Origin of the sequence: Bradyrhizobium sp. Bra64, from assembly GCF_024519875.1 — a bacterium.
In the GTDB taxonomy this organism is placed as follows: Bacteria; Pseudomonadota; Alphaproteobacteria; order Rhizobiales; family Xanthobacteraceae; genus Bradyrhizobium; species Bradyrhizobium japonicum_G.
This window is the reverse complement of the sequence record NZ_JALJRD010000001.1, coordinates 1,509,894-1,536,208: the sequence shown is the minus strand read 5'-3', so window position 1 is coordinate 1,536,208 and position 26,315 is coordinate 1,509,894. Positions and strand designations below refer to the sequence as shown.

Annotated in this window: 19 protein-coding genes; 11 read left to right on the top strand and 8 right to left on the bottom strand. The window is 62.2% G+C overall.

Translation table 11 applies throughout. From position 1 onward, the window contains the following. The first annotated feature begins 6 nt into the window (after window positions 1-6). The 3 genes from NR187_RS07275 to NR187_RS07265 are packed head-to-tail and all read left to right on the top strand — an operon-like array spanning window position 7 to window position 2,342. Window positions 7-252 (top strand): acyl carrier protein, encoded by a 246-nt coding sequence (locus NR187_RS07275; protein WP_211384722.1) that lies wholly within the window; start codon window positions 7-9, stop codon window positions 250-252. Then, the gene (locus NR187_RS07270) at window positions 239-1,624 is read left to right on the top strand and encodes an AMP-binding protein (RefSeq protein ID WP_256806148.1); all 1,386 of its coding nucleotides are present in this window, start codon (window positions 239-241) and stop codon (window positions 1,622-1,624) included. Before NR187_RS07275 ends, NR187_RS07270 begins: the two co-directional genes overlap by 14 nt. Beyond that, window positions 1,617-2,342 (top strand): SDR family NAD(P)-dependent oxidoreductase, encoded by a 726-nt coding sequence (locus NR187_RS07265; RefSeq protein ID WP_256806147.1) that lies wholly within the window; start codon window positions 1,617-1,619, stop codon window positions 2,340-2,342. The genes NR187_RS07270 and NR187_RS07265 overlap by 8 nt, the downstream gene beginning before the upstream one ends. A 646-nt stretch (window positions 2,343-2,988) precedes the next feature. On the opposite strand, the gene NR187_RS07260 is transcribed toward NR187_RS07265, so the two are convergent. Beyond that, a complete protein-coding gene (locus tag NR187_RS07260; protein ID WP_256806146.1) occupies window positions 2,989-3,705 on the bottom strand; it encodes a response regulator transcription factor in 717 nt (238 codons plus the stop codon). A 348-nt stretch (window positions 3,706-4,053) separates the two neighbouring features. Further along, the gene (locus NR187_RS07255; protein WP_256806145.1) at window positions 4,054-4,239 is read right to left on the bottom strand and encodes a hypothetical protein; all 186 of its coding nucleotides are present in this window, start codon (window positions 4,237-4,239) and stop codon (window positions 4,054-4,056) included. Between the two features lie 1,415 nt (window positions 4,240-5,654). Here NR187_RS07255 and NR187_RS07250 point away from each other — a divergent pair. Beyond that, on the top strand, window positions 5,655-6,368 hold the full coding sequence (locus NR187_RS07250; RefSeq protein WP_249129144.1) for a response regulator transcription factor: 714 nt from the start codon (window positions 5,655-5,657) through the stop codon (window positions 6,366-6,368). Between the two features lie 204 nt (window positions 6,369-6,572). Here the strand turns inward: NR187_RS07250 and NR187_RS07245 are convergent, their stop codons facing one another. The 6 genes from NR187_RS07245 to NR187_RS07220 form a co-directional block, all read right to left on the bottom strand. Next, complete coding sequence (locus NR187_RS07245) at window positions 6,573-7,997, bottom strand: HlyD family type I secretion periplasmic adaptor subunit (RefSeq protein WP_211384717.1); 1,425 nt, start codon at window positions 7,995-7,997, stop codon at window positions 6,573-6,575. Further along, a complete protein-coding gene (locus NR187_RS07240) occupies window positions 7,984-10,632 on the bottom strand; it encodes a type I secretion system permease/ATPase (RefSeq protein ID WP_256806144.1) in 2,649 nt (882 codons plus the stop codon). Before NR187_RS07240 ends, NR187_RS07245 begins: the two co-directional genes overlap by 14 nt. A gap of 109 nt (window positions 10,633-10,741) precedes the next feature. After that, window positions 10,742-13,147 (bottom strand): family 16 glycosylhydrolase, encoded by a 2,406-nt coding sequence (locus NR187_RS07235; RefSeq protein WP_256806143.1) that lies wholly within the window; start codon window positions 13,145-13,147, stop codon window positions 10,742-10,744. A 721-nt stretch (window positions 13,148-13,868) separates the two neighbouring features. Next, the gene (gene galE / locus NR187_RS07230; protein ID WP_211384714.1) at window positions 13,869-14,927 is read right to left on the bottom strand and encodes a UDP-glucose 4-epimerase GalE; all 1,059 of its coding nucleotides are present in this window, start codon (window positions 14,925-14,927) and stop codon (window positions 13,869-13,871) included. A 47-nt stretch (window positions 14,928-14,974) separates the two neighbouring features. Beyond that, complete coding sequence (locus tag NR187_RS07225; protein ID WP_256806142.1) at window positions 14,975-15,979, bottom strand: glycosyltransferase family 2 protein; 1,005 nt, start codon at window positions 15,977-15,979, stop codon at window positions 14,975-14,977. Further along, window positions 15,976-17,199 carry a cellulase family glycosylhydrolase gene (locus tag NR187_RS07220; RefSeq protein WP_306235183.1) on the bottom strand — a complete coding sequence of 408 codons (1,224 nt, stop codon included), beginning with the start codon at window positions 17,197-17,199 and terminating at the stop codon, window positions 15,976-15,978. Before NR187_RS07220 ends, NR187_RS07225 begins: the two co-directional genes overlap by 4 nt. A gap of 244 nt (window positions 17,200-17,443) precedes the next feature. Between NR187_RS07220 and NR187_RS07215 the strand changes: the two genes are divergently transcribed. From NR187_RS07215 to NR187_RS07185, 7 genes are all read left to right on the top strand, one after another. Continuing rightward, window positions 17,444-18,559: a hypothetical protein gene (locus NR187_RS07215; protein WP_256806141.1), complete on the top strand. Its 1,116-nt coding sequence runs from the start codon at window positions 17,444-17,446 to the stop codon at window positions 18,557-18,559. An 8-nt stretch (window positions 18,560-18,567) separates the two neighbouring features. After that, window positions 18,568-20,130, top strand: coding sequence for a hypothetical protein (locus NR187_RS07210; RefSeq protein WP_256806140.1), 1,563 nt, complete (start codon window positions 18,568-18,570; stop codon window positions 20,128-20,130). A 219-nt stretch (window positions 20,131-20,349) separates the two neighbouring features. Next, window positions 20,350-21,606: a SidA/IucD/PvdA family monooxygenase gene (locus tag NR187_RS07205; RefSeq protein WP_256806139.1), complete on the top strand. Its 1,257-nt coding sequence runs from the start codon at window positions 20,350-20,352 to the stop codon at window positions 21,604-21,606. Continuing rightward, entirely contained in the window at window positions 21,603-22,391 is a 789-nt protein-coding gene (locus NR187_RS07200; protein ID WP_249129143.1) for a glycosyltransferase family 2 protein, read from the top strand. Before NR187_RS07205 ends, NR187_RS07200 begins: the two co-directional genes overlap by 4 nt. A 44-nt stretch (window positions 22,392-22,435) precedes the next feature. Continuing rightward, complete coding sequence (locus tag NR187_RS07195) at window positions 22,436-23,602, top strand: glycosyltransferase family 4 protein (protein WP_211384709.1); 1,167 nt, start codon at window positions 22,436-22,438, stop codon at window positions 23,600-23,602. Then, window positions 23,569-25,566: a hypothetical protein gene (locus tag NR187_RS07190; RefSeq protein ID WP_211384708.1), complete on the top strand. Its 1,998-nt coding sequence runs from the start codon at window positions 23,569-23,571 to the stop codon at window positions 25,564-25,566. Before NR187_RS07195 ends, NR187_RS07190 begins: the two co-directional genes overlap by 34 nt. Next, window positions 25,553-26,311, top strand: coding sequence for a hypothetical protein (locus NR187_RS07185; protein ID WP_256806138.1), 759 nt, complete (start codon window positions 25,553-25,555; stop codon window positions 26,309-26,311). Before NR187_RS07190 ends, NR187_RS07185 begins: the two co-directional genes overlap by 14 nt. The last annotated feature ends 4 nt before the right edge of the window (window positions 26,312-26,315 follow it).

Sequence of the window (26,315 nt, the reverse complement as noted above, 5' to 3'; positions counted from 1 at the left end):
TGTATCATGTCGGTCAAGTCGAAGATTTTCTCTGCGATGAAGCAGATCGCCGAGGAACAAAAGGTCACGCTTCCGCCGCTTGAGGACGATCTGTCTCTGAACGAAACCGGGTTCGATTCGCTGGCATTCGCAATCCTGGTTGCGCGGCTCGAGGACGAAGTCGGTGTCGATCCATTCACTGTCGCCGAGGACGCAGCCTTCCCGTCAACCCTCGGCGAGTTTGTCAGAGCCTACGAGAATGTCCCAGCCTGACATCGTCGCGTTGCGCGAGTATCTCGGCCCGGAGCTGAAGGACCGCACGATTTCTGATGCCCGGCACACTGTATCGTTGACCGACATAATCCAATACAGCTGCTTGACCGGTAGATCCTGCGATCTGTCCGGCCGCTCCGTGCTGCTTGCGACGTCTGGACAGTTGCTGTCCGCACTCGCAATGATCGAGCTAGACGGCATCGCCCGCCGCCTGCTTCTATGCCCGCCCGACCTCGATTGGGATCGCCTGCAAGTCCTGCTCGAGCAGGCCGATATCGACACCATCGTCACCGATCGGCCGTTACATCGAAGTAGTGCTGGCAAGTACATCGTTATCGGCGTCGACCTGCCTGAGCGGCCGGCCATGGGATCGGAGGTCGATCGCGCGACCGAGTGGCTGATGCTGACCTCGGGGACATCTGGGCTGCCGAAGATTGTCCGGCATACGCTTGATGGGCTCGCTGGCGCGATCATCGCCGAGGGGCCCGCGCGCAACCGGAACGCAACCTGGGCGACGTTCTACGACATCCGCCGCTACGGCGGCCTGCAAATTTTCCTGCGAGCCGTGATCGGCGGCGGATCGATGGTGCTTTCGGAGCCAGGGGAAGCCGTCGCTGCCCATGTGGCGCGGCTGCGCGCGGGCGGCGTCACCCACATCTCAGGGACGCCATCGCACTGGCGCAAGCTCCTGATGAGCGGCGCGTCCGCCAATTTCTCGCCGGACTATGTCCGTCTGTCGGGCGAAATCGCTGACCAGGCAGTGCTGGACGGCCTGGCCGGGGCATTTCCGCGTGCGTCTATCGGGCATGCCTATGCCTCGACCGAGGCGGGCGTCGTTTTCAGCGTGGACGATGGGCGCGAGGGTTTTCCTGCCCACCTGATCGGGCAGAGTCACACCGGCGTTGAGATGAAGGTGGTCGACGGCTCACTGCGGATCCGTTCCCGGCGCACCGCGCGCTCCTATGTCGGCACCGATGCTCCGCCGCTCGCCGACACCGAGGGCTTCGTCGATACCGGCGATATGGTCGAACTGCGCGGCGAACGATACCATTTCGTGGGCCGGCGAGGCGGCATCATCAACATCGGCGGGCTGAAGGTGCATCCGGAGGAGGTGGAAGCCGTGATCAACCGGCATGCCTCCGTCCAGATGTCGCGCGCGCGATCGCGCAGGAGCCCGATCACCGGCGCCATTGTGGTCGCCGACGTCATTCTCGCCAACGGCACCGATGCCGAGCGCCAGGAGACGATTCGCACGGAGATTCTCGGCCGCTGCAAAGATTGCCTGGCTGCATGGAAGGTGCCTGCGGTGATCCGCTTCGTCGAGCGACTCGACGTCACGGCAGCCGGGAAACTGGCGCGCGCCGATGCGTAACGTCATCGTCACCGGCGGCAGCCGCGGTATCGGTCTTGCCATTGCGCGCAGGCTCGCCGCATGCGGCGACTACAATGTGGTCGCGGTGGCGCGCCGCGAGAGCGGACAGCTTGCGGCTGCAGCCGGCGAAGCACAACGGCGACTGCATTTCCGCGCCTGCGACCTTGGGCTCACCGAAACGATTCCGGTCTTCGCAAAATCAGTGCGCGACGAATTCGGCGCGATCTACGGCCTCGTCAACAACGCCGGAATCGGTACCGATGGGCTGCTGGCCACCATGCACAATTCCGAAATTGAGGCCTTGATTCGCCTAAACGTACTGTCGCCGATCATCCTGACTAAATACGTGGCACGCCATATGATGGCCAACGGCGCCGGGCGGATCGTCAACATTTCCTCTATTGTCGCCTCGACGGGTTACAGCGGCCTGTCCGTGTACGCCGCGTCCAAGGCCGCCATTGCCGGCTTCACCCATTCGCTGGCCCGAGAAGTCGGTAGGGTCGGCATCACCGTGAACGCGATCGCGCCCGGCTTCGTCGACACGGAGTTGACCAGGTCCTTGGACGAAAAAGGCCGCCGACGCATCGCTAGCCGCAGCGCATTGCGCCACCGCCCCGAAGCCGACGACGTCGCTTCCGTGGTCGAATATCTTCTCGGCGAAGGCGGCCGGAACATCACCGGCACCGTGGTGACGGTCGACGCCGGTAGCACTGCCTGACCGCTGAGAATCGGATCCCCGTCGCGGGTGACCTCTCCTCTTGGCTAAATTACTCGAATGTCGACCTAGCCTGACCGCAGGCTGGACACGTCATTTCGGCGACAGCCCCTTCGGATGCTCAAGCATCATGTTGCAGGCCTTCTCCGCCTCCGCGAAGGTTGAAATCGCGGAACCGCCAATCCGCGCACTCGCTTTCAGCTCAACCCAAGAATTTCAGTTCTCTTGGCAGGCCGACTACAGAGAAGCGGCCCTGACCGCTGGGGGCAGGGCAGGAAGGGCCAGGGCCGCCGCTCCCGATGTACCGATATCCAGTCAGCACACCGCTACACCTCTGCGATCGCATCTGGAGCCGATCTGTTGCCCGCGACTTCGCTTTACCTGACAACGGACAAATCGCGATCGACCCAGAGCTGCAGATGACGAATGATTACACTTCCCTCCCGCTACCTGGGCTGCGATTTCGGATCAGCCGCAAGTCCCGACGGACTACCCCATTTTGCTTCCCGGACATTAACCGCCAGTCAAGCAGCGCTTGAAATCAGTCTCCAGCCCTCAAGGCTGTTCGTTCAAGCTGATCCGCTGTGCTGCCGGGGCGTCGCCGTGACAACATGCTTACATCACTGGCCGCGCCGATGCTGACCCAAAGTTACGACTCCCAGCGCTCGTCACTCGTCGGATTCAATCCGGCATGCTGCGCCTTCTCCCCGGAGGTGGTCGTACGATCATGTTGCAAGATGGCAATGGCCGCGAGCACCGTCCGATTGCTGATTTCAAGCTTCTGAAAGATGTTGTGAAGATGCTGTTTGATAGTGCCATCGGCAATGTTCAACCGCCGCCCGATTTCCTTGTTCGACAATCCTCTCGAGACCAGATGCACGATTTGACGCTCGCGGTACGTGAGGGTTGCCAGCATGTGTTCCGCATTCGTCCCCATTCCCTGCGGTGCCACGGGATCGGACGACGTCGGTGGCAACAAGCTGTGGCCATTAGCGATGCGCCGCAAGAACTCAACCAGCGCCTCAGGCTCCGTGTCCTTCAGGACAATGCTGCAGGTTGCGGGTGCGGCTTCCAGCACCATGGCGCAATCTTCACTTGAGCCAAGAAAGACCACATGTGTCGAACGACTTTCCAACGAACGATTTTCTGAAGTAGGGGTCGAAAGAACCATTAGTGCGGCGAACTCGGTCATTGCGGGATCGACGATCGCGATGTCGGGAGCGAAGTTACGAATCGCTTCGACGCAGCTTGCAGCGTTCTTACAAGATGCAACGATTTCAAAATCGGCCAGGGCATCGAGCACGATACTCAGGCCCACCAAGACGATCGGATGCCGGTGTGCAATGACTACGCTGCTACGTCGCATTGGGCACTCCTCCGCCGAGGCCCCCCAATCTTAACGCGCCAAATCTGCTCCTATTTCTAACCCATAAAGGCAGGATCAGTTCAAATATCTCCCGAGACGACGGCATGTTGCGACGCAACATCAGAGCAGGACGCCCCGGCTTTTCGTCCCAATATGCGCTGGAATGCCTCAAACCGTCTCGCGACCAGTCTGCAATGGCCCGAGATGAACCACGGCGCAATTGCGCAACGTGGGCACAGCCCTAAATCTCTTCCGCGCCAGGCCAGTATGACTACCGGCCAAGCCAACCGCCGCTATGGCCGGCGATGTTCCGTTTTGGCTTCACCTGCAACATGCAAAAACCTTGCCCTAGGACTCGGCAATGCCACTTGGCCCCGGCATCATCAACATGGCCACGGAGAAGCTCTGCGCAGCGCCGCCGAACCGCTTCCAGCCCACTGGCGTTGTTAGCCGATGGACCTGGCCACGATCCAGAAGCACCTTGCCCAAGCCGAACGGCACGCCGCCGAAGGAAGGCGCCTTGTCGCTCGCCAAGAGACGCTGGTTACGGGCCTACATCAGCGCGGCCACGACGCCACGGACGCCCTCAAGATTTTAGGTACGCTGAGGGATACGCAGGCCATCCACGAACAGGACGTTCGGCATCTTCGCGACGAACTAAACGCCGCTAGCCAGCCGTTGGCGTAGGCTGTTGCCCGTTATTTGGCAGCGAGCCTTAACCGAGACGATCAAGTACCGCGAGCATCGCGTTTTCAGAGAATGCCCCACCTTCGGGATTAGTGAAGATCAGTTCGCCTTGACGGCCGTCTCGAAAACAACGGTCTTCAGAAGGAAAACGACAGACGCGATGCAAACAGTGAGGCTGCCCAAAGGTGTGCAATTTTGCTCAGATCTGGTCTGCCATGCATGACAAGAATGTCGGTGGCCGGAACGACATCAGAGGCAATGGATGATAAGCATCACACAGTGCCAAGAAGCTGCTGACCACTACTCTACACTTTTCCGTGAGGTTACCCCTTCTGAGGATCGCGCCGCCGTCCTCAAAAACATCGCCCGAACCTTGCGGGGTTTAGCCGGTCAGTTAGATAGACTGGCGTGCCTCGAGAGGAACAAGGAAGTCATAGCTGACAGATCAGCATCAGCGAAGCCTGGACCTCACGAGGCAAAGTCGATTGCGGCAGGCATCACTACGGCGAACGCCATGTAGCCCAAAATAGTCACGCCGTCGTAACTGCGAACCAAGGACGGCATAGGTGCTGAGTGTTGTGCAATAGCCATGACCAAATTCCCTATTCGAATTGCGCGCGCTCGATCGCGCCACATCTTGGGTTTGGTCTGAGAAAGCGCCGTGAAGCAATTCACCGCATCGTCGCACAAATTCCCGTCATTTCTTGTTAGTTGCATTCCATCAAATTGGTCCGCAGACAACCGCCCCCGGCTAAAATGCAGGGACGGCGCCTAACGCGCAGTTCAATTCCAGGCAGGTTCAAGCTCGCCAACGTGCCGTGCCACCCAGAGACGGCGCGCGAAACGAGTTCCGCGAGGCTCGTGGGCCTGGACCTACCCCCGCGTCTATAACGAACGGCATATAGGCGATTGGAAATTCAACTAACATTATTAAAAGCCTAAAGAATACAAGATCGGTGGATTTGCCGATGGCGTTCGGGAAGGCTCGGAGTAACTCAAGATAGCTAGAAGCTAGAACGGCCAACCATCAACAATGGCTGGTCATCCCTCGCCAGACTTAATTGATTTGCGTTTCTGTTGTGTCATTGCGTTGGCTGGAGGACCAAATGAGGAGGCATCAATCTCATGAGGTAGTTCTTATCGGAAAGAGCGTTTTAATTCGAGAAGGAATTGCCAGAATTTTGCACGCGGCGACTTTTCGCATCCCGATATCGGTCTCTCGCCCAGAGGAATTGCCAAGCTCACTTCAAGTAGAGAAACTGATGTTCCTCATCGTCCATACCGGTGATGGCTTCAGCGTGGCGATAGAACAAATCGGATTTGTGAAAGATCGGTACCCGGACGCGCGCATCGCGATCGTGTCCGACAATTATCGGCCAGTCGACCTTGCCTCCGCATTTCGAGCAGGGGCGAACGGCTACTTCGTGAACGTTAATTCGTGCGACGCATTCATCAAATCCGTCGAGCTCGTGACGATGGGCGAGACCGTCTTCCCGCCTGCATTTCTGTCATTCGCCCTTGATTCCAATCGCGCACGCGAAACGGCGGAGCCAAGCGAATGCGAACAAGCCATCCTCGCCGCTGCAGAGGACGCGATCCTTCCGCAGCTCTCTCCGCGAGAAAAGGCAATTCTATCCTGCCTTATCGAGGGTGATTCCAACAAGTGCGTCGCCAGAAAGATCAATATCGCCGAGGCCACCGTGAAAGTTCACGTCAAGGCGATCCTGCGCAAGATCCGGGTCCAGAACCGGACACAAGCGGCCATCTGGGGGATGAACCATGGGTCGCTGGTACGGCCGGCAAACGGTCGCGCCCCCTCAGCAGTCGATGCGGGCAGAGGGATCGCGAAGCCTATCGAGGCGATCTCCGAAATGGAGCCAGCTCCACTAGTTCCCGTCGTGGCACCCCCTATCGACGGCTTACTCCGCCAGGGCGTGGACCGGGGGAATCCCGCCGCGGTACGGTTCTACAAGTAGACGCAGGGGCTCGGAAACGAACTGCCGTCGCGCAAACGGTCATGCGGAGTAAAGGCTTAAGCCGCGACCCTTTCGTCGGCTTCGCGACGTCTAGGCGCCCGGCAGCGTGTTCCCCGCTGCTCCTGCAGGAATGGCACTCGAGATCGCGCGGATACGCTCCTCGTGCTGACGACGCGGAGCGCACAGGCTGCGGGAGCCGGCCCTTTATCGCTCCCGCAGCGCCTCCTGCTTGTATCTCGCCAGCGGCGAGAGAAGGTAGCTGATGATCCTGCGCGTGCCCGTCTTGATCTCGACCGTCACCGCCATGCCGGGACCGAGCTTGACGAGCTTATCCTCCACCTGCATGTGCGTGCGGTCGAGTGAAATGCGCGCCGCATACTCTAGCTCCTGGCCTTTCGGCTCGCTGCTGCCTTGCGCCGTGCCGGGCGCGCGGTCGTTCGATCCGCCCTGCCTGTCCCGCGTGATCGCGTCGGTCGACACGCTGAGTACGTCCCCATGCAGGAGCCCATAGCGCGTGAAGTTGAACGTATCGATCTTGATCTCCGCCTTCTGTCCGGGATGCACGAAGCCGATGTCGCGATTGGACAGCATGGCCTCGATCTCAAGCTGACTCTCACTTGGAACCACGATGGCCAGCGCCTGTGCCGGCGTCACCACACCTCCCACCGTGTGAACCGCGAGCTGTTGCACGACGCCGTTGACCGGCGCGGTCAAATGCTGAAGCTTCGTGCGCCGGTCCGCCTTGACCACTTCCTGCGCGGCGCTCGCTGCCTTCTGCTCAGCTTTCGCGAGTGCGTCATAGGTGGCACGCCGATACTCCGCGGCGGTCCTTTCTTTCGTTTCCTTCAACAAGGCGATGGCAGCGTCGGCTTCGCGGAGGCGGCTCTGCTGGAGCACCAGATCCTGCTGAAGGCCGACCAGCTCCTGATACTCGGAGAGATAGACAACCTTCGAGGCCAAGGCCTTGTCGACGAGATTCTTGCGAATGTCGACTCGCTCCTGGAGCACCGGTATCGTCGCCTGGAGCTTCGCCGCGCTCGCCGACGTGGTCGCCCTCTCCGCTTCCTTCTGACCTTGCTGGCGCTCGATCTCGGCGAGCTTGGCGCTCTGCTCAGCGCGCTGGCTGATCAGAAACTGGCGATGCATCTCGATCTCCGCGGCACTTGCGCCCGGCGGTGATCGGAAAGCGCCAAGCGGATCGTCGCTGAGCGCTGCGCGCAGCCGCGCAACGTCGAGTTCGGCTGCGACGAGATCGCTTCTCTGGCGCTCCTGATCGGCCTCCGTCATCGTTGGGTCAAGCTCGATCAGAACGTCGCCGGCTTTGACGCTCTGTCCGTCTCGGACGTGGATGGCGCGGACAACACCCGTCTCGAACGGCTGGATCAGCTTTGTACGGCCACCAGGCACGATCTTGCCCGTCGCAGTGGCGACGATATCGACGCTGCCGAATGATGCCCACAACAGCGCGACGCAAAAGACTGCGATGATGCTCGCCCCGATCGCGCGACCGATCGGCGATGGCGGCGATTCGGTGATCTCGAGCGCCGCGGGCAGAAATGCGATCTCGTGCTCACGCCGTCGAATCTCGGCTCTCGGAAACGGAACGACATTTCGGCTAGCGGACGTCATGGATACCGGCCTGCAGATAATGAAGGTTTGCGTAACGCCCATTCGAGCGGATCAGCTCATCATGGCTTCCGTCCTCGACGATGCGGCCATGCTCGAGAGTGACGATCCGGTTCGCATTGCGCACGGTCGAGAGCCGATGAGCGATGACGAATACAGTCCGACCGGCGGCAATCCGTTTCATGTTCTGCTGGATGGCGCGCTCGCTTTCGTAATCGAGCGCACTGGTCGCCTCGTCGAGGATAAGGATGCGGGGGTTGGTAATGAGTGCGCGAGCGATCGCGACACGCTGGCGCTGCCCGCCGGATAAACTGCTTCCGCGTTCACCCACGATGGTGTCGTAGCCCTCGGGCAGCTCCAGGATGAAGTCGTGAGCGCCGGCGAGCGCCGCCGCCTCGATGACGCGCTCCATGGGCATGGCCGGGTCGGCGAGCGCAATGTTCTCGCGGATCGAGCAATTGAAGAGCACGTTCTCCTGCAAAACCACGCCGATCTGGCGCCGAAGCCAGGTCAGGTCGACCGTCGCGAGGTCAACGCCGTCGACCAGCACGCGTCCGCTCTCCGGCACGTAGAGACGCTGGATCAACTTGCCGATGGTGCTCTTGCCCGAGCCCGAAGAGCCAACGATACCGACGACCTGGCCGGGCTCGACGCCGAAGGACACATCGTGCAGCACTTCGGGGCCGTCGACGCGGTAGCGGAAGGTTACGTGCTCGAAGGTGACCTTGCCGCGGATCGCCGGCAGCGCGGCGCGGGCCGAACTGAAGCTTGGCTCCGGCATGGTGTTGAGGATGTCGCCCAGACGATCGACCGACAAACGGGCCTGATGGAAATCCTGCCAGATCTGCGCGAGCCGAAGCACTGGCATGCTCACCCGCGCCGCCAGCATATTGAACGCGACCAGTTCGCCGACGGTCAGGTCACCGCCGATCACGAGCCTGGCGCCGAAGTAGAGCGTTGCGACGGTGACCAGCTTGTTGATCATCTGAACCGCTTGGCTCGCCGTGTTGTTCAGGCTGAGCACTCGGAAGCTCGCACCTACATAGCCGGCGAGTTGCTCCTCCCAGCGGCGTTGCATCTGCGGTTCGACCGCCATCGCCTTCAGCGTCTCGATGCCCGTGACGCTCTCGACCAGGAAGGCCTGGTTCTCCGAGCCGCGATTGAACTTCTCATCGAGGCGTCGGCGAAACAGCGGCGCGGCGCTGGCGGAAATTCCGATGTAGAAGGGGAACGAGGCCAGAACGATCAGCGTCAACAGCGTCGAATAGTAGAACATCACCGCAAGGAAGACGACGGTGAACAGAAGATCGACGACGAGTGTGAGCGCCGAGCTCGTCAGGAACTGGCGGATGTTCTCGAGCTCGCGAACGCGTGCGACCGAATCGCCAACACGGCGTGTCTGGAAGTATGCGATCGGCAACGCCATCAGGTGACGAAACAGCCGAGCGCCGAGCTCTACGTCGATGCGGTTCGTCGTGTGCGCGAACAGATAGACGCGCAACGTGCCGAGAACAGTCTCGAACAACGTCAACGCAACGAGGCCCGCGACCAGAACATCGAGCGTGCTGATGCTTCGATGCACGAGCACCTTGTCGATGACGACCTGGAAAAACAACGGCGCGACGAGGGCAAAGACCTGTAGGAAGAAAGACGCGATCAGAACTTCGCCGAGAAGACGGCGATACTTGTGGACCGCACCGAGAAACCAGCTGATATCGAATCGCCGGGAGAGATCCGTCAGGGCGGCGCGTCGGGTCATCAGGATGATGTCGCCGTCCCAGACGGCCTCGAGTTCGGCCTGAGTCACGGATTCGGGTCGTGGAGACAATGGGCGCTGAACAAGAAGCTTGTCGTCGATGACCTTGCCCAGGATCAGGAAGCTGCCGTCGCGCAGCACGGCAATTGCCGGCAGCGGCGTGACGGCAAGCCTGTTCCAGCCCGACCGCTGTGCCCGAGCCTTGAGCCCGAACTCCCTCGTACTGCGCAGGATTTCGGTCACACCGACCCGCGACGTGCCCATGCGATGCCGAATCTGCTCCGGGTCGGCCGCGATGCCATGGCAACGCAGCAGTATCGCCACCGCGATGAGCCCAGACTCATCGCCATCCGCAGGCTCAGGAACCGGTTCATGGACGGGCATATCGCGACGAAGGGCGGAAAAGGCATGCGTCAGGACGTCACCGGCACGGCCAACCACATCACGCCCGAGCGCAATCAGACCGGCAAAGGCATGATGCGCCCGACCGGCGAGGCTTTGATATCCGGTCAGGATCAAGCGGCCGTCCCAGATCTCTTCAAATTCCGCACGCGGCATCAACGTCGGATGTGTCGAGGTCGGATGCAGCACGAGCGCCGCATCGTCCTCGACCTTCCCGAGCAGCAGAAATCCGCCATCACGCAGCGCTGCGATTCCGGGCAAGCTGATGCCTGCGAGCTCTTTCCAATGTGTCGTGCGCGAACCGACCTTCAGTCCGAAATCGCGGGCGCAGCGAAGCATCGCACGGATGCCGATTTCACTCTCCCCGCAACGGTAGCGGATCTGGTCGGATTCGGCATTCACGCCATGAAGGCGCAAGAACAGAGCCAGGGATCGAAGCCCGAGATCTGCGGCATGGGCATTTCCATTCTGGATCGCCATTTTTTACTCAACCCTTCGCGGCTACCGGCCGCGTACGATGTTCCTTCTCATGCATTCACAAACATAGACGGAGCCGCACCCAGGCGTTGAGCCTGGGTGCGGCGGAGCACTAATGTTGCGGTCGGGCCAGCAACGGTTCGTGACCCCAGCCGATCGCTTGCGAGACAGCCGCCACGATTTGGCCGGAATCCACCTGGCCGGTGTGAGCGGCCAGATACTGGTTCAGCAGCGCAAAACTCTGGCTTGCCATGGACGCCGTCGTCGTGCCGCTCGCAGCCGGATGATCTGCCACAGTGATCGGCTGCGGCGCGGTCGTTGCCAGGGTGTTGGTGGCCGGGTCCACATGTTGCTGGAGCAGTGCAGAGGCCCGGCTTGCCAAGACCACCGTGCTTGCAGTGGTCGGCTGCGAATGATTCGCAAAGTCGACCGTCTGCGGCGCCATCGGAGCCACGGCCGTCGCGGTGGCAGCAGGCTGATGATCCGTCGCGGTGTGTTGGTGGTGCGACGACGTTGTGGTCGTGACGTCTGCGGGTCGAGGATCCGTCACCGTGATGGTCTGCGGCGAAGCCGTCGAAACCGCGCCGGTTGACGGATCCGTTGCACTTGCCGTCAGCGAAAGTGTCGCAACCGGCTGACCCCCGCCCCGATATTGCGAGGTCAGTGTCAGTCCGCTGTCGACCTGCGCGGCCGTCAGGGTGATGTTTTTCCCCGTGAAGGTCCGACCATCCAGCTTGTCGGTAATCGACTCATATCTCGGCAACCCCGTGATGTTCACGGTCACGAGATCGTTGGCGTCGGTCGTCGTTACCTTGGCCCCGAGATCGACGGTACCACCTCTCCCGGCCACCCAGAGCGAGTTATCCGCGATAGTGAGGACTGGCGTGGTCGCCGATGGGGTCGACGGCGACGTTGGCGTCGATGACGTCGGGTCGACCTGCAGACCGGAGAACGTCTTCACGGCGCCAGCGAGATTCGCAGCGACACCGCTCGCGTCCTTGATGGTCGCACCGCTCGGAAGATTGACCCCGATGATGGCGAGCGCCGAGGTGCTGGTGTTGGTCGAGGCGACCGTGGTCTTGAAGGTGAGCGTGCCCGTGCCCGAACCACCGGCATAAGTGGCCGTGCCGCCGTCATTGAGCGACAGCGTGGGCGTACCCGTCACGGTCACGGCCTCGTTGAAGCCGAGCGACAGCGAAATCGTGTCTCCCACGTGCTCGGTGCCGGTTGTCGGAGAAGCCGTAGCCTGTGTCACCGCCGGCAAGATTGGATCGATCTGGAGACCGGTGAACGTCTTCACGGCGCCAGCGAGGTTCGCAGCGACGCCGCTCGCGTCCTTGATGGTCGCACCACTCGGAAGATTGACGCCGGTGATGGCGAGCGCCGAGGTATCCTTGTCGGTGGACGCAACTGTGGAGCGGAAAGTGAGCGTACCTGTGCCCGAACCACCCACATAGGTGGCGGTATTGCCGTCATTGAGCGACAGCGTCGGCGTACCCGTCACCGTCACGGCCTCGTTGAAGGCGAGCGACAGAGTGATGGTATCGCCGGCATACTCGATGCCCGTTGCGGGAGAAGCCGTGGCCTGCGTCACCGCCGGCTGGACCGTCGGCTGCGTCGTGGCCGTGACGTTCGCACCCGTGACGGTTTCGCCACTCCCTGCTTTTTGATAGAGCTGGATCGCGTCGATCTGCATCGGCATCGAGGAAGGGGTCGAGCTGTCAAGAGCCGTATGCCATCCGGTCGTGTTGGAATTAGCGACCTGATTGTCCATGATCAATTCCATCGGCTCATTCGGGATCGGCACCTGCGCGCTGGTCACCTGTGCGATCTGCTTCCCATCGAGGTACCAGGTGATCGATTTCCCGGGCTGCCAGTCGATGGCATAGGTGTGGAAGGCCGCCGTCAGGTCGACGCCGGTGTCGACGGTGCCGCCGACGGTCCCGGAGGGCGTATGAAGATGCCAACTGAAGGCCTGGTTTGCAGGGCCGGAGCCGGTATATCCACCCTCCTGGATATCGATTTCGAAATTATCGCCACTGCTGCCCGCGCCTTTGCCCGGCATCAGCCAGAGGCCCGGCCACGCACCATCGCCGCTCGGCGCCTTCATGCTGATCTGAAGATAGCCGCCATTGAATTCGAAGTTGCCGTAGCTGCTGACCGTGCCAGACGTGATCGGGAATGTCTGTTGCGTCCCCTGGTTCATGCCGGACACCGACTGCCGGATCGCCGTGAGGTCCAATACTCCATTGTTCACGGTCACCTGGCTCGGCATGAAGTAGTCGGCGTCATACGGACCGCCGACCCCGCTACCGCCTGATCCGTAGCTGTTCCACGGCCAGCCGTTGGCGGCGTTGCTGGTGATGTAATTGTGCCAGTAGCTGTCGAGCGTCGTGCCGGAGAAGTCTTCCTGGAAGATGAGATCGCTCGAAGTATAGCCCGCAGGTGCGGAAAGGGTCATTCCGGTATCCTCTTGACGTTGATAACAGGGAATTCCACTGCCGCTGCGTGAACGCACGCGACATACCGCATGCTCGCAAGCTCTGCTTGGCGAACAGATTTCAGTGCAGTGGGTTTTTGAAAGCGCCCCCCGACTGCTGGGAGGGTAGGTATTAATGAAACATGGCGAAAAAAGTTTCGAAATGTGATTTCTAAACGCGGATACAGGCATACGTTGGTATGCCGTGCAGGCCATTCTAGACCGGATTACCGGCGACCGCTTTCGGCCCGCGTGATCGTGCGTCCATTTCCCACGCGCGAGCCGCTGTTTCCGGATTTGATGACATCGCGGTCGAAGCGCCCCAAACTGTCAAAGATGCGCGAAACGAACGCACACGCGCCAATCGATCCTAGTGCATTGGTGCGCGGACACTCCGCCGCCGCTTGGGTCGATGCTGCGGATCGTCAAATTTGAGCTCAGCGACCAGTCGCCAAAGCTGAACCTCATGACCGTCTGCTAACTGCCCGGCCCGCTTGGTTGCGGACGCGTCGTCTGGGCAGTAAAGGTTGACCACGCCCCCCAACCGGCCGTGTTCGTCCAGAACGTATGCACGATAGTGTGGCATCGCAAATTCCCATACGCGACGGCATCTTACCTGCAGGCTTGCTCTGCGGCGTGGAGATTTCGGGTCATTGCGAGCTACCTCTGATGGGCGGTTTACTTGCGGCGGCGGCTCGCCTCGAACTCCACTCTTGCTGTCAGGCCCTCGGTGCTCGCCAACCACCTCGGGCGTGCGAGTTCAGCCATGACGGCGGAGTTGCCTGGACCGCTCCCGAACCTTCGGAAGCTCGCTACGCTGATAGCCATTGGGGTTCTGCAATTGCCAACGCCAATGGTCCTCACACATTTGCTGCAACGACCGCGTCGATGTCCAGCCCAGCGCGTCCTTCGCAAAGGTAGGGTCGGCATAGCAGACGGCGACATCACCGGCCCGGCGCGGCCCGATTTCATAGGGGACCGATCGCCCACTCGCTGCCTCAAATGTGCGAATGACCTCCAGAACGCTGCTGCCGCAACCCGTTCCAAGATTGACCGTGAGCACACCGGGCTGTGTGAGGTGGCGCAAGGCACTCAAATGTCCGGATGCAAGATCGACCACATGAATGAAGTCGCGGATTCCAGTCCCATCGGGCGTGTCATAGTCGTTTCCCCAGATCTGCAGCTTCTCCCGCCGTCCAATCGCTACCTGCGCCACGAACGGTAGCAGGTTGCTGGGAACGCCCAGTGGGTCTTCTCCGACGAGCCCGCTTTCGTCCGCGCCAACCGGATTGAAGTAGCGCAGATTGCCGATCCGCCAACCGTCGTCGGACCTGCAGAGATCCTTCAGCATTTCTTCGATGACGAGCTTTGTGCGGCCGTACGGATTGGTCGGACCGAGGGGATGCTTCTCGTCGAGCGGCAAGTATCTCGGCAACCCGTAAACGGTCGCAGACGAGCTGAAGACGAGAGTCTTTACATGCGCCCTCCTCATGGCCGACACCAGCCGCATCGTTCCCAGGACGTTGTTTTCGTAATACATCATGGGCCGTACGTTGGAATCGCCCACCGCCTTCAGCCCTGCGAGGTGAATGACCGCAGTCACTCTGCAGGCATGGAGGATGTCGCGGAGTACCTCTTCATTCCGGATATCGGCGTGCCGAAAAACGAGCGAACGTCCGCAGATGGATTGCACGCGCTCGAGCGAGGCCTTGTTGCTGTTGGAGAGATTGTCGACCGCGACGACGTCGAACCCGGCGTCCAGCAACGCGATACAGACGTGGGATCCGATATAGCCGGCACCTCCGGTCACCAAGATCATCTCGGACACCTTCCGCATTCGCTAACCGGGCCTCAGTACGACGCCAGCTATGCTCTCCAGACCCAGACCCGCGATAACACCTGCTGCGACAACGCTTCCGCGGCTCCGCCTAGGCGGGTCGTGGCGTAGGCGAAAGCGGTAAGAGCGAAGCCCGCGACAATCGCTCCGGCCCGACGCGCGGCGCCGACCTTGCCGCGCATGGCTGCCCTCAAATCGCTTGCGACCGCGCGCGGCAACACGTCCCTGACGTAGCGGCCTTCCGCTCCGAGGCCATCTTTGGACCCTGCGAGACCCGTCAAGACCGCCTTGGCGGTGCCCTCCACCAAACAGCGGTGGACGAAGTATTTCCATGTCGTACGTTGGGCAGGCACCGCGTGATGCACCCGTGCACCGAGCCGATAAGCCCAGTAGCCTCCAGGGTGAAGGCGGGTAGCCCGGATGCAGAACTCCGTCTCTTCGCAGCTTTCGGCCTTGCCGCCGATCCTCGCGCGGCCGCTGACGGAAAATCCGAGCTTGCGGCGTCCGAGCTCCGACGTGAAGCCACCTGCGCGCCGCAGCACGTCGGCACGCACCGACATGTTGGCGCCGATCGGATTGCGGATACGGCCGTCCTGCACATGCATGCCCGTGTAGGTGCAGCCGACGACCCAGCGGAATTCACCCGGAAACCAGGGGGGCGGTGGCGCCTGCCACAGTGGCTCGACCGGGCCGCCTGCTCCGAGCGCGGCTGGATCCTTGTAGGCCTCCAGCAGTTCCTCCAGCCAGTGCGGATCGGCGGCGGCATCGTCGTCAAGAAAGGCGATCACAGGCGCCGTGATGTATTCCGCCCCAGTCATGCGTCCGCCCGACAAGCCCGCTTGCTTGGCATTGGCTAGGACGGTCACACCGGCAAGCTCTCGTGCTGCGCGCTCTCGCAAGGCATCGTTGTTGTCCACCACGACGACGATTTCGCGCGGGGCACGCGTTTGGTTGCGGACAGATTGGACGGCGCGTGTCAGCTCGTCCCAGCGGTCGAGCGTATGCGCGCAGATCACGACGGAAGCTTCGATCATCGGATGCTCCCGGTGGTCTCCCGGATCCGCGCCGTCCGCTCCGCTGCTTTGAATATGTTCCAGATCGTGCTTCCATCGTTACGGATATCGAACTGGTCGTGCTCGTCGACGGGATAGCGTCCGCTGTCCTGCCGCGACACCAGCCGCCACACCATCCAGCCGGCGCAGTTTGGATCGCGCGCAAGCGTGTCAAGCCACATCGCGTAAGCCTCGGCCGAGCCGGGGTTGGAGCGGGCATAGCCGAATTCCTCCAGTAGGACCGGCTTCTTCGCACGCGCTGCCAGCTGGCAAAACTCGGTAATCGTGTCGTTGAATTGCTTGACGGTCAGCTTGTAGAAGAGCGGGTAGCCGTGCCAGGTCCCGAAATCGAGAGTCGGAATCGTCAGATCGGATAGCTTCGCGTCGACGTTCGCGTGCCCCGAGCTGACGAGGTGATTGGGATCGAGCGACTTTACGTAGGCCGACATCTCGGCAGTCCAGGCCAAACGCAAGGCCTCTGGCTGCGCATTGCCCTCGTTCATCAGCTCCCAGCCCATGATGGTCGGATCATCCCGGTAGGCGAGCCCTGTGAGCGGGTTGACCCGCTGCACGACATGGCTGACCCAGCTCTTGTAGTCGCGCTTCGTGCGAGGATCCTTGAAGAAAAATCCGGACTTGTCCTGGCTCCCATACCAAGCCCGCATCTGCTGGGCGCCGCCCGTGTAAGCCCAGAAATCCAGGAAGGCGATGACTAGCCTCAGGCGTCGCTTGCCCGCTTCGGCAATGAGGAAGTCAACCTTCTGCATACCGTTCGCGCCGTCATTGATCGCCATCTCACCAGCGCGAGCGTCCCAGTAGAGAAGGTACGTACCCCTGACCGCGAGATCATTGGCATCGCCATCAGCCTTCCAGTTCCAGATCGTTGCGTTTCTTCCATCGAGCGACCCAACTACCGGCTGGAGGAACGTACGGACTACATTGGCGCCCATGGCCACCGCGTCGTCGAGAACACGCGTCACCTCGTTCCGCGAGCCGAAGGTCAGATAATGGTTGTTGACGCCGACAACGAAGAACTGCCGGCCGTCGACCGTGAAATCCGTTCCGGAAGTTTTGACGAAGGACGTTGCCGACATATCGTGCGCGACGCTCACGGATGCCGGGGCAAACAGCAACGCGAGCACCAGCACACGCATTCCGGCGTCGCGCAGCCCGTCTCTCGCCCGTTGCCAGTCGACAATCATATCTCCACGTGACCTTCGCCCGAGGCCGAACGCAACCGCCCCGAAGGATTACCTCCACTGGCGTCGCACGATCCGTCGCCGATGAGGCATAGTGGCGCTTTGCCGGTTCCGGTCGTTTCGGTAGAGCCCAGCGGTGTCAATAACCAACCAAATGTCCGGCTCGTCGGAGCGGCGCGTCCCCGCTGTCGTAATCGGTGGCGAGCTGAACGGCCTCGGAGTGTGCCGCAGCCTTGCGGTGGGCGGGATGCCCATCTGGGTGGTCGACTGCAAGCGCTCGAACCCGGCGCTGTGGTCACGCTACGCCCATCAGGTCCTCACGGACACCCTGCACGGTCCAGGCTTCATTGACTTTCTGCGTGATCTACAACGCCGGCTCGGTAAGCCGCCCTTCCTGGTCGTCACGGACGAGTTGGCACTGCTCACGATTTCGGAACATCGTAAAGAGCTCGAGAGACTCTATCGCTTCCGATTGCCGGCTCACGGGACGGTTCTCATGCTGCACGACAAAGCCAGGTTTCACGAGAGCGCCGGCCTGCACGGCTGGCCGATACCGAACGGCGTGGTCGTGCGGGCTCTCACGGACGTCCAGAAAATCGCGACACTCCGCCTGCCGATGATTCTGAAGCCGGCTGACAAGCGCCACGTCCATGAAGGACACGCTCCCCGCCTGCTCACTGCGCACAGTCACGCCGACGCAATCGCGACGGCCGAGAGGTTGCTGGCTCAGGCCGGCGAGGTCCTGGTGCAGGAAACCATCGAGGGACCGGACGACAACATCTACTTTTGCCTGTTCTACCGGGGCCGCGACCGTGAGACGCTCGGCCTGTTCACCGGACAAAAGCTCGCCAGCACACCGCCGGGCAGCGGCAGCACGGCCTTCTGTACGGCTTCGACCAACGAGGAGCTGGAGCGCACGACGAAAGGCATTCTCGATCAGGTGAACTACTTCGGATTTGGTGGCATCGAATACAAGCGGGATGCCAGGAGCGAACGCTTCCTGATCATCGAGCCGACGGTCGGGCGCACCGACTGGCAGGAGGAGGCGGCGACGCTCGCCGGGGTCAACATCCCGCTGATAGCTTATCGGCACGAGCTCGGCCTGCCGCCCCTTCCTGACGGCCCGATCGACGGCCGAATGGTGTGGCAGAGTTCCTGGATCGAGCGGATCCGCCTGGGTGCGACACCGATCCCGCCTCGGTCCGTTGTGGTGGATGGCTACTGGCGCCGCGACGATCCGCTGCCAGCACTCGCGCACTATCCGCGCAACGCGGCACACGGCGTAGCCTTGCATCTGCAACCTTGGATTGTGGAGTCGCAGCGGAAACTTGGCGCCGCCACGTGCCGTCCTTCGGAGGCGTGAGACCAACAATGCGCATCTGCCTGTATCTCGATCCGTCTCGACTTTTTCGCTGGCATCAGTGGCTGGCGGAGGCGCTTGCCGGGACGCCCGGCAACGAGGTCTCCTGCGCGTTCGCAACCACCCGACGCCCGCTCCCGTCGATGTGCCGTCTTCTGATCGACCTCGAACGGCTGATCCATGGCTTTGGCGCGAACCGCGCCACCGATCCCGTCGAAACGGCGCTGCGGTCCCTGCCGACGGCTCCGGCCGGGGATGTCGATGTGGTGATCAATTTCAGCGGAGAGGAACCGCTCACGGGAGGAGGACGTCTGCTGACGCCACTCTTCAACGGCGTACCCGGCGAGATCGGCGTCATGACCGCGCTCGCCAATGACCAGGACCTCCTCATCGACCTACACGACACGGCTTTCCCCTCGGGCTCATGGACGGCGCGACCGGCCCGTTTGGACCGCGACGTGTTCGCAGCAGGCCTCGACAGCGCGCTCTCCTGCGCTGTGGTGCTGATCCTCAAGGCCTTGCGCGAGGAAGCCGGTGGGACCGCGTCCGATGTCCGCGCCGCCCTGACAACCACCCGGTGCCTTGGCGCGTTTTCGGCCCTCGCATTTGCGACCAGCACCGTGGCATCGAAGGCAATCAGGTTCCTGGATGTCCTGGCGCGGGGCGGCAAGACGTGGGGAATCGGCTGGCGCTTCGACGAAAACGCCAGCCTGCTCGACAAGGGTAACGCAGGCTTTCGTGTCCTCACTTCGCACGCCAATGGCTATCTTGCCGACCCGTTCCCGTTTCGACATCAGGGTCGGGATTACATCTTTGTCGAACAGTATCTCAACACCAAGAGCCGGGGATGCATTGCGGTCGTGACAGCGGACCGGAATGGAACCACCACCCCACCACAGATCGTCGTCGAGGAACCGCATCATCTGTCCTACCCATTCGTATTCGAGCAGGACGGACAGATCTGGATGATTCCGGAATCAGGGGCGGCCAGGAGTGTGAGCCTCTACAGGGCCGTGGAATTCCCACATCGATGGACGCGCGAAGCCTGCCTCGTCGAAGGCATCGAGTGTTACGACACCACACCGCTGCAGCATGCGGGCGCCTTCTGGTTCTTCGTCAGTCGAAGGGTGTGGGGATCGACGTCCTGGGATGTCCTCAGCATCTACCGTGCCGAGAGCCTGACAGGAGTATGGACGCCCCAGGCAGAAGACCCAGTGCTGATCGATGCAACACTTAGCCGTCCCGCAGGCGCCTTCATCCGGCAAGGCGGGCGCACGCTACGCCCGGTCCAGGATTGCTCGCGCTACTATGGCGGCGCGGTGACATTTTGCCAGATCGATGCGCTCGACCGGTCGAAGTTTGTGCAGACTCCGGTCGGCCGCATCACGTCCGGAGCGTTCGGGTGCCACACGTACAACCGTCAGTCCGGCCTGGAGGTTGTCGACCTGTTCGGTCACGTCGGCGGCCTACGGGAAGTTACAGTCACCTATGGTCCGCTCTCATCCCGCCCATCGATCGCCTATGACCAAACTCCTGCACCGGTCGATTCGGATTTTGCGACGTTGCGAAAGTAGTTGCACGGCAACCCCGAGTTCCGCGGCCGAGGGAAGCTGACCGTGGTACGGCCGAGACCGACCTGAACGCATAACCACAATGAGCTAACCATCTATCGTGCTTCCATCGCACCATCGCATCGGGGATGCTCCAGTCAAGTCAGGTCAGAGGGCCCCAGAACCTTCCTCTCCAAGGATCTATCATCTGATCTTCATTGCCCCCTGTACGGAGTCTGCATAATGGCGAGGTCAAGCACGTCCGTAGATGTGGCGGTCATTGGAGCCGGCCCCTACGGATTGTCGCTGGCCGCGCACCTGCGCGCACGCGGCGTGGAGCACCGGATTTTCGGAGAGCCCATGGGGCCCTGGAAAACCAACATGCCCCGCGGCATGCTGCTCAAATCCTATCCTTGGGCCACGAGCCTCTCAGACCCGAAGTCGGAATTCGGCCTGAAGAGCTTCTGCAACGAACGTGCCCTGCCCTATCATGACGAGTTGATGCCGCTGCCGCTCAGCCGGTTCATCGACTACGGCGAAGCTTTCCAGGCGCGTTACGTACCCGCCGTTGAGCGCAAGACTTTGATCGCCCTGGAGCCCGGCCCGGGCATTCTTCGCGCCACTTTCGACGACGGCGAAACGGTCCATGCGCGCCGCGTCGTGGTGTCGATCGGCCTGAATCCCTTCAAGTGCCTGCCGCAGGAGGTTGCGCATCTGCCGGTCGAGCTGTGCTCGCACAGCGGCGAGTACGGTTCGCTGGAGGCCCTCGACGGCAGAGAGGTCATCGTGGTCGGATCCGGATCATCGGCGTCTGATCTGGCGGCGCTGCTCCATGAGCGAGGGATTGCGGTTTCGCTCGTTGCGCGCCGGCCAAAGCTGAATTTCGCCGACGGCCCCCGGCACCGCTCCTTGTTCGCGCGCACCACGGCTCCGATGAGCGGCATCGGCCATGGCTGGGCGTTGGCGACCTGCGCCAAATATCCGCAACTGATCCGGCTTTTGTCGAAGGACTTGCGAGTCCGGCTCGCCGACCACGGGGCGCTGGGCCCGCTGGGCGGCGCTTTCGTGAAGGACCGCGTTCTCGGACAAGTGCCGGTGTGGCTCGGTCAGGCCATTCGTGGCATCGAGACGCACGATGGTAAAGTCATGCTCGATCTCGTCGACTTCGCTGGTGCGCCGCGTTCGATGCGGGCTGACCACGTCATCTTTGCAACCGGCTACAAGGTCGACGTGAGCCGGCTGGGCTTCCTGAACGAAACGCTGTTGCGTCGAATGCAGCTGATCGATGGAGCGCCGCAACTCTCGGCGCATTACGAGACGACCGTGCCGGGCCTGCATTTCATTGGTCCGGCCGCGGCAAACAGCTTTGGTCCGGTGTGTCGCTTCGTCTACGGCACATATCACCCGGCCCGTCATCTAGCCCGCCACCTGTCGGCTGTCCTGGTACGCTACCGGCCCGCGTTCCAGCTTCGGCCGCTCGACCGTACGGTGTCGCCATGAACGCCCCTGTCCCCAGCATTCTCGCCCATGTCGGGGGCGCTCCGGCGCCTGCCCCGATCAATATCGCTATGGGGCGGTCGCTGATTCTGCCTCGCGTGAGCTTCATCGTCCCGACACTCAACGAAGCCAAGAACCTCCCCTGGCTTCTGCCGCGCATCCCGAACTGGGCACATGAGATCATTATCGTGGACGGTCGTTCGACGGACGATACCGTCGTGGTGGCGCGCCGCCTGCGTGACGTCAAGGTTGTCATGGAACCCCGACGAGGCAAAGGCGCGGCACTGCGAGCGGGATTCCGGGCAGCCTCCGGCGACATCATCGTCATGATCGACGCCGACGGCTCCATGATCCCGGAAGAGGCCGTCGTCTTCGTGAGTGCGTTGATGGCCGGCGCTGATCTGGTCAAGGGCTCGCGTTTCCTCCAGGGAGCCGGTACCGACGACATGTCACCGTTCCGCATGCTCGGCAACTGGGGGCTGACCCAGACCGTGCGGCTGCTCTATGGCGGCGTGTTCTCCGATCTCTGCTACGGATACATAGCGTTCTGGACCAAGCACGTCGCCACGCTCGACTGCGATTGCGACGGATTCGAGATCGAGACCCTCATCAGCGTGCGGGCCTTGAAGAACCACCTCAACATAGTCGAGGTCGCGAGTTTCGAGGCTCCGCGCATCAGTGGTGAGAGCAATCTACGCGCGATCCCGGACGGCTGGCGCGTCCTCAAGACGATCCTGCGCGAGCGCGTGCTGTCGCCTGTCTCGCTGGTAGCCTATGGATATCCGTGAAGGGCTGGGACGATCGAGAAATCGTCTGGTGAAGGGATAGCCCGATGCAAATCCTGATGGTTGCTGCTCGCTGCTACCCCTTCACGGGAGGCATCGAAACCCACATCCATGAGGTCGGCCCCCGCCTCGTGGAGCGTGGCCATGTGGTCGACGTGCTCACCACCGACCCCTCGGGAGAACTGCCGGTTGAGGAGTATATGCGTGGCATGCGCGTGCAGCGGGTGCCGGCTTGGCCGAGGGAACGGGACCTTTATGTGTCGCCCGGCATCTACACTGCGATCCGGAGCGGTGTCTGGGATCTCATCCATTTCCAGGGCTACAACACCTTCGTGGCGCCGATCGGGCTGCTCGCGGCCATCCGCGGCGATATACCATTCGTCATGACCTTCCACAGTGGCGGACATTCCTCGCGGCTGCGCAATGCAGTGCGCGGGACGCAGCACGCGCTGCTCCGGCCGCTCGTGGCCCGAGCCGCGCGGCTGATCGGCGTCTCCGAATTCGAAGCCAGGTTCTTCAGCGCCCGGATGGGCGTGCCGCGCGAACGCTTCGTCGTCATTCCAAACGGCGCGGCGATGCCAGCTGCGAGTCCCGGTGTCAAGGTCGATCCCCACCTGATCGTCTCCAGCGGCAGGCTCGAGCGCTACAAGGGCCATCACCGGGCGATTGCAGCTATGCCCGAACTGATCCGCCGGGTACCAGACGTCCGACTGCATGTCGTCGGATCGGGCCCCTATGAGGGAGAATTGCGGCGCCTCGTCGCGACGCTTGGCCTTGAAAATCGGGTCAGCATCTCAACCCTTCCCGGATCCGAGCGACAGAAGATGGCCGACCTCCTGGCGAGCGCCGGGCTGTTTGTATTGTTCAGCGAATACGAAGCCCATCCGGTCGCCGTGATGGAAGCCTTGTCGTTGCGGCGCCCGGTCCTCGTGAGTGACACGTCCGGGCTTGGAGAGCTTGCGTCCAAAGGTCTGTGCCGGGCGATTGCGCGCGACGCAAACCCGAGCGCGCTAGCTGCCGCTATGGCCGAGGGACTGAAGGCCCAGCGGGAGGTCCCGGATTGGGCGTTGCCGGACTGGGATGACTGCGCACAAGCGCTGAGCGAAGTTTACGACGATGTCTGCAACGACATTTTGAGCAGCCGGTCCAGGGGGCGCCTACCGCTCGGCGGCATCCCCTCGTGGCCTTCTGCGACGAAGGCACCACGCCGATGACGCGGGCTCATCTAACCGCAGCAACCGGGACAAACCCGCTCCAGACCGGAGTCCAATTCGTCTCGGCGGTCATCGGCCCCGATCTTCACGGCGGCAGCTCCGACGCCCCGACGCGACCGGTGAGTTGCGAATGGATCGCGGCCTTGTGCCTGACGGCGGCTATGGCCTTGCTACTCGTGGTGGCGGGGCACGCCGCCGGGCGCCGGTCCAACGACATGGCGCCACTGCTTTTCTGGTCTGGCGTGGTCCTGCTGGTCGTCCCAATCAGCCTTCGCACCGGCTGGCCCAGGGTCGCCCGGGGCGAACGACTCTTCCTGCTGTTCCTGCTTGCCGAAGCCCTGTTCTACTGCAAGGCTGTCTATTCTCCGACGAGCTTCATCGGTCACGACGAATTCCTGCACTGGGTCGCTGCCGACGATCTCTTGACGGCACGCCGGCTATTCCTGTCCAACCCGCTTCTGCCGATCGGCCCGGCGTATCCCGCACTGGAAATTCTGACGACTGCGATCGTCGATCTCACCGGACTGTCGTTGTTTGCGGCGGGGACGCTGCTGTTGGTCATCCTGAAGGGCACCTTCGTCGCCGGTCTGTTCCTGTTCTACGAAAAGCTCTCCGGATCACCGCGCACCTCGGCCATCGCCTGTCTCGTCTATATGGGCTGCACAACCTTCGCAGTGTTCGAGGCAATGTTCTCCTACGAGAGCCTTGGCGTCGTACTGTGCGTGCTGGCCATCGCGGTCGAAGTAGCGTCCAGGGATCTCGATGGGCGACCGCGGCTGCGAGCGCTTGGGTTGATCGCCTTGCTATTGGGGGCCCTTGCGGTCACGCATCACCTCTCGGCCGCCTTCGCGGCCATCTATTTCGGAGCACTGGCCGGCTTCGAAGCCTTGCGGCGCGGCCCCATGCAGATCGAGGCAAGATTTGCCGTGGGCGCCACGGCTCTCCTCGCCATCGCCCTGCCGTTCCTGTGGATGGAAGCCCACGGTAACCTTCTCACGGGTTATCTTGGCCCGGTCATCGAAGGCGGCTTTAGGACGTTGCTGGGGAAGATCATGGGCGCACCCACCCCACGGTCGGAGCATCTCGGCCCCCCGGCCCAGCCCCTCGGCATGCGGCTGACAACCATGGTGGCGATCCTGCTGTTGGCACTGGGACTGGCGACAGGATTCTTCAGGTCGCTGGCGACGACAGCACCGAGCAGCGCGCGCGCAGGCTGGCGTCCGATCCAGGACATTCTGAGGCGTCGCTGGCGCGACGGCCGCATCTTGCTCCTCACCCTATTGGCCTTCGGATTCCCGATCTCGGTGGCGTTCCGGCTGACCAGCGCCGGATGGGAAATCGGCAACCGCATGGGAACGTTCGTGTTCATCGCCGTCGGGCTGGTCGTCGCGGTGAGCATCGTGCATTTCTGGCAAGGCCGCGAGCCCCGTGGGTGGCGCCTCATTGGGCCGGCAATCGCGCTCTCCGTTATTGTCATGGGCGGCGTCACGAGCTCTGCGCTCGATCCGATCCGTGGACCGTACAGGGTGGCAGCCGACCAGCAATCGGTCGAGCCCATGGGAATCGAAACTGCACTCTGGACCAAGCAGTGGCTCGCGGCCGGCAATCGCTTCACCGCCGACCGCGTCAATCGCCTGCTGCTTGCCAGCTACGGGCGACAGGACGTGAGGGTCAAGATCGCCGCAGGCGTTGATACCGCGCGCTTATTCGAAGCCGAAACGTTGGGGCCCGATGACTTCTGGGCGTTGGCCAGGAGCGACATCGACTTCCTGCTGGTGGATCTGCGTTTGTGCACGGCCCCGCCGGTGCTCGGCTTCTACTTCGAGCCGTGGCAGGTGCAGCAAGGAAAGCCGCTTTCAAGCGACATGTTGCTCAAGTTCGACGACATCAAGGGCATCACGCGCATCTACGACAACGGCTGGATCGTCATCTACGACGTGAGAGGATTGCATGGGAATTCCTAGCAGCCGGGACCTTCTGGCCACCTGCGTCTGGGCGGCCGTCACGCTGGCTGCGGTGGCCGTCAGCGATAGTTTGTTCCTGCGCACCATCCTGGGCGCACCCATCGTTTTCCTCGTCTCTGGTCACGCCGTGCTGCGGGCGATCGGCATCAGGACCACCTCCGTATCCGAGCATCTCGCCTACGCGGTCGGCACGAGCCTCGCCATCGGCATCGCCGGCGGCTTTGCCTTGAACACCGCAGGTTTCCTGGGGCCGCTCGGCTGGGCGATCTGGTTTTGCGCCATCACCATCGGCGCTGCGCTCGTGGCCGACAGTCGCAGCGACGCTCCCGATCTGCCTCCCTGGCCAGGTCCGGTGCGGGTCCGCTTCTGGCAGGGCGCAGCGATCGTACTCGCGTTGCTCTTGGCGACCGGCGCTTATGCGCTGGCTGTCCGCGACGAAACGACTTACCGACAATTCAGCTACACGGAGTTGTGGATGTTGCCACCGGCCGGCGATCGCCCGGGCCGGCTCACCGTCGGCCTCCGCAGCGCCGAGACCCAGACTCACCGTTTCGACGTGGAAATCACCATCGACGGGCGACTGTCCGCGGTTTTCCGCTCGCTTACCATCGCGCCGGGCGAGACCTGGGCGCGACAGATCCCGGTACCCGTCTCGGCCACCTCCCAAAGGGCCGAAGCCCGGCTCTACAGGCCGGACGACCATCGACTCTATCGCAGCGTCTCGACGCTGGTGCCGCGCACCTGAAACG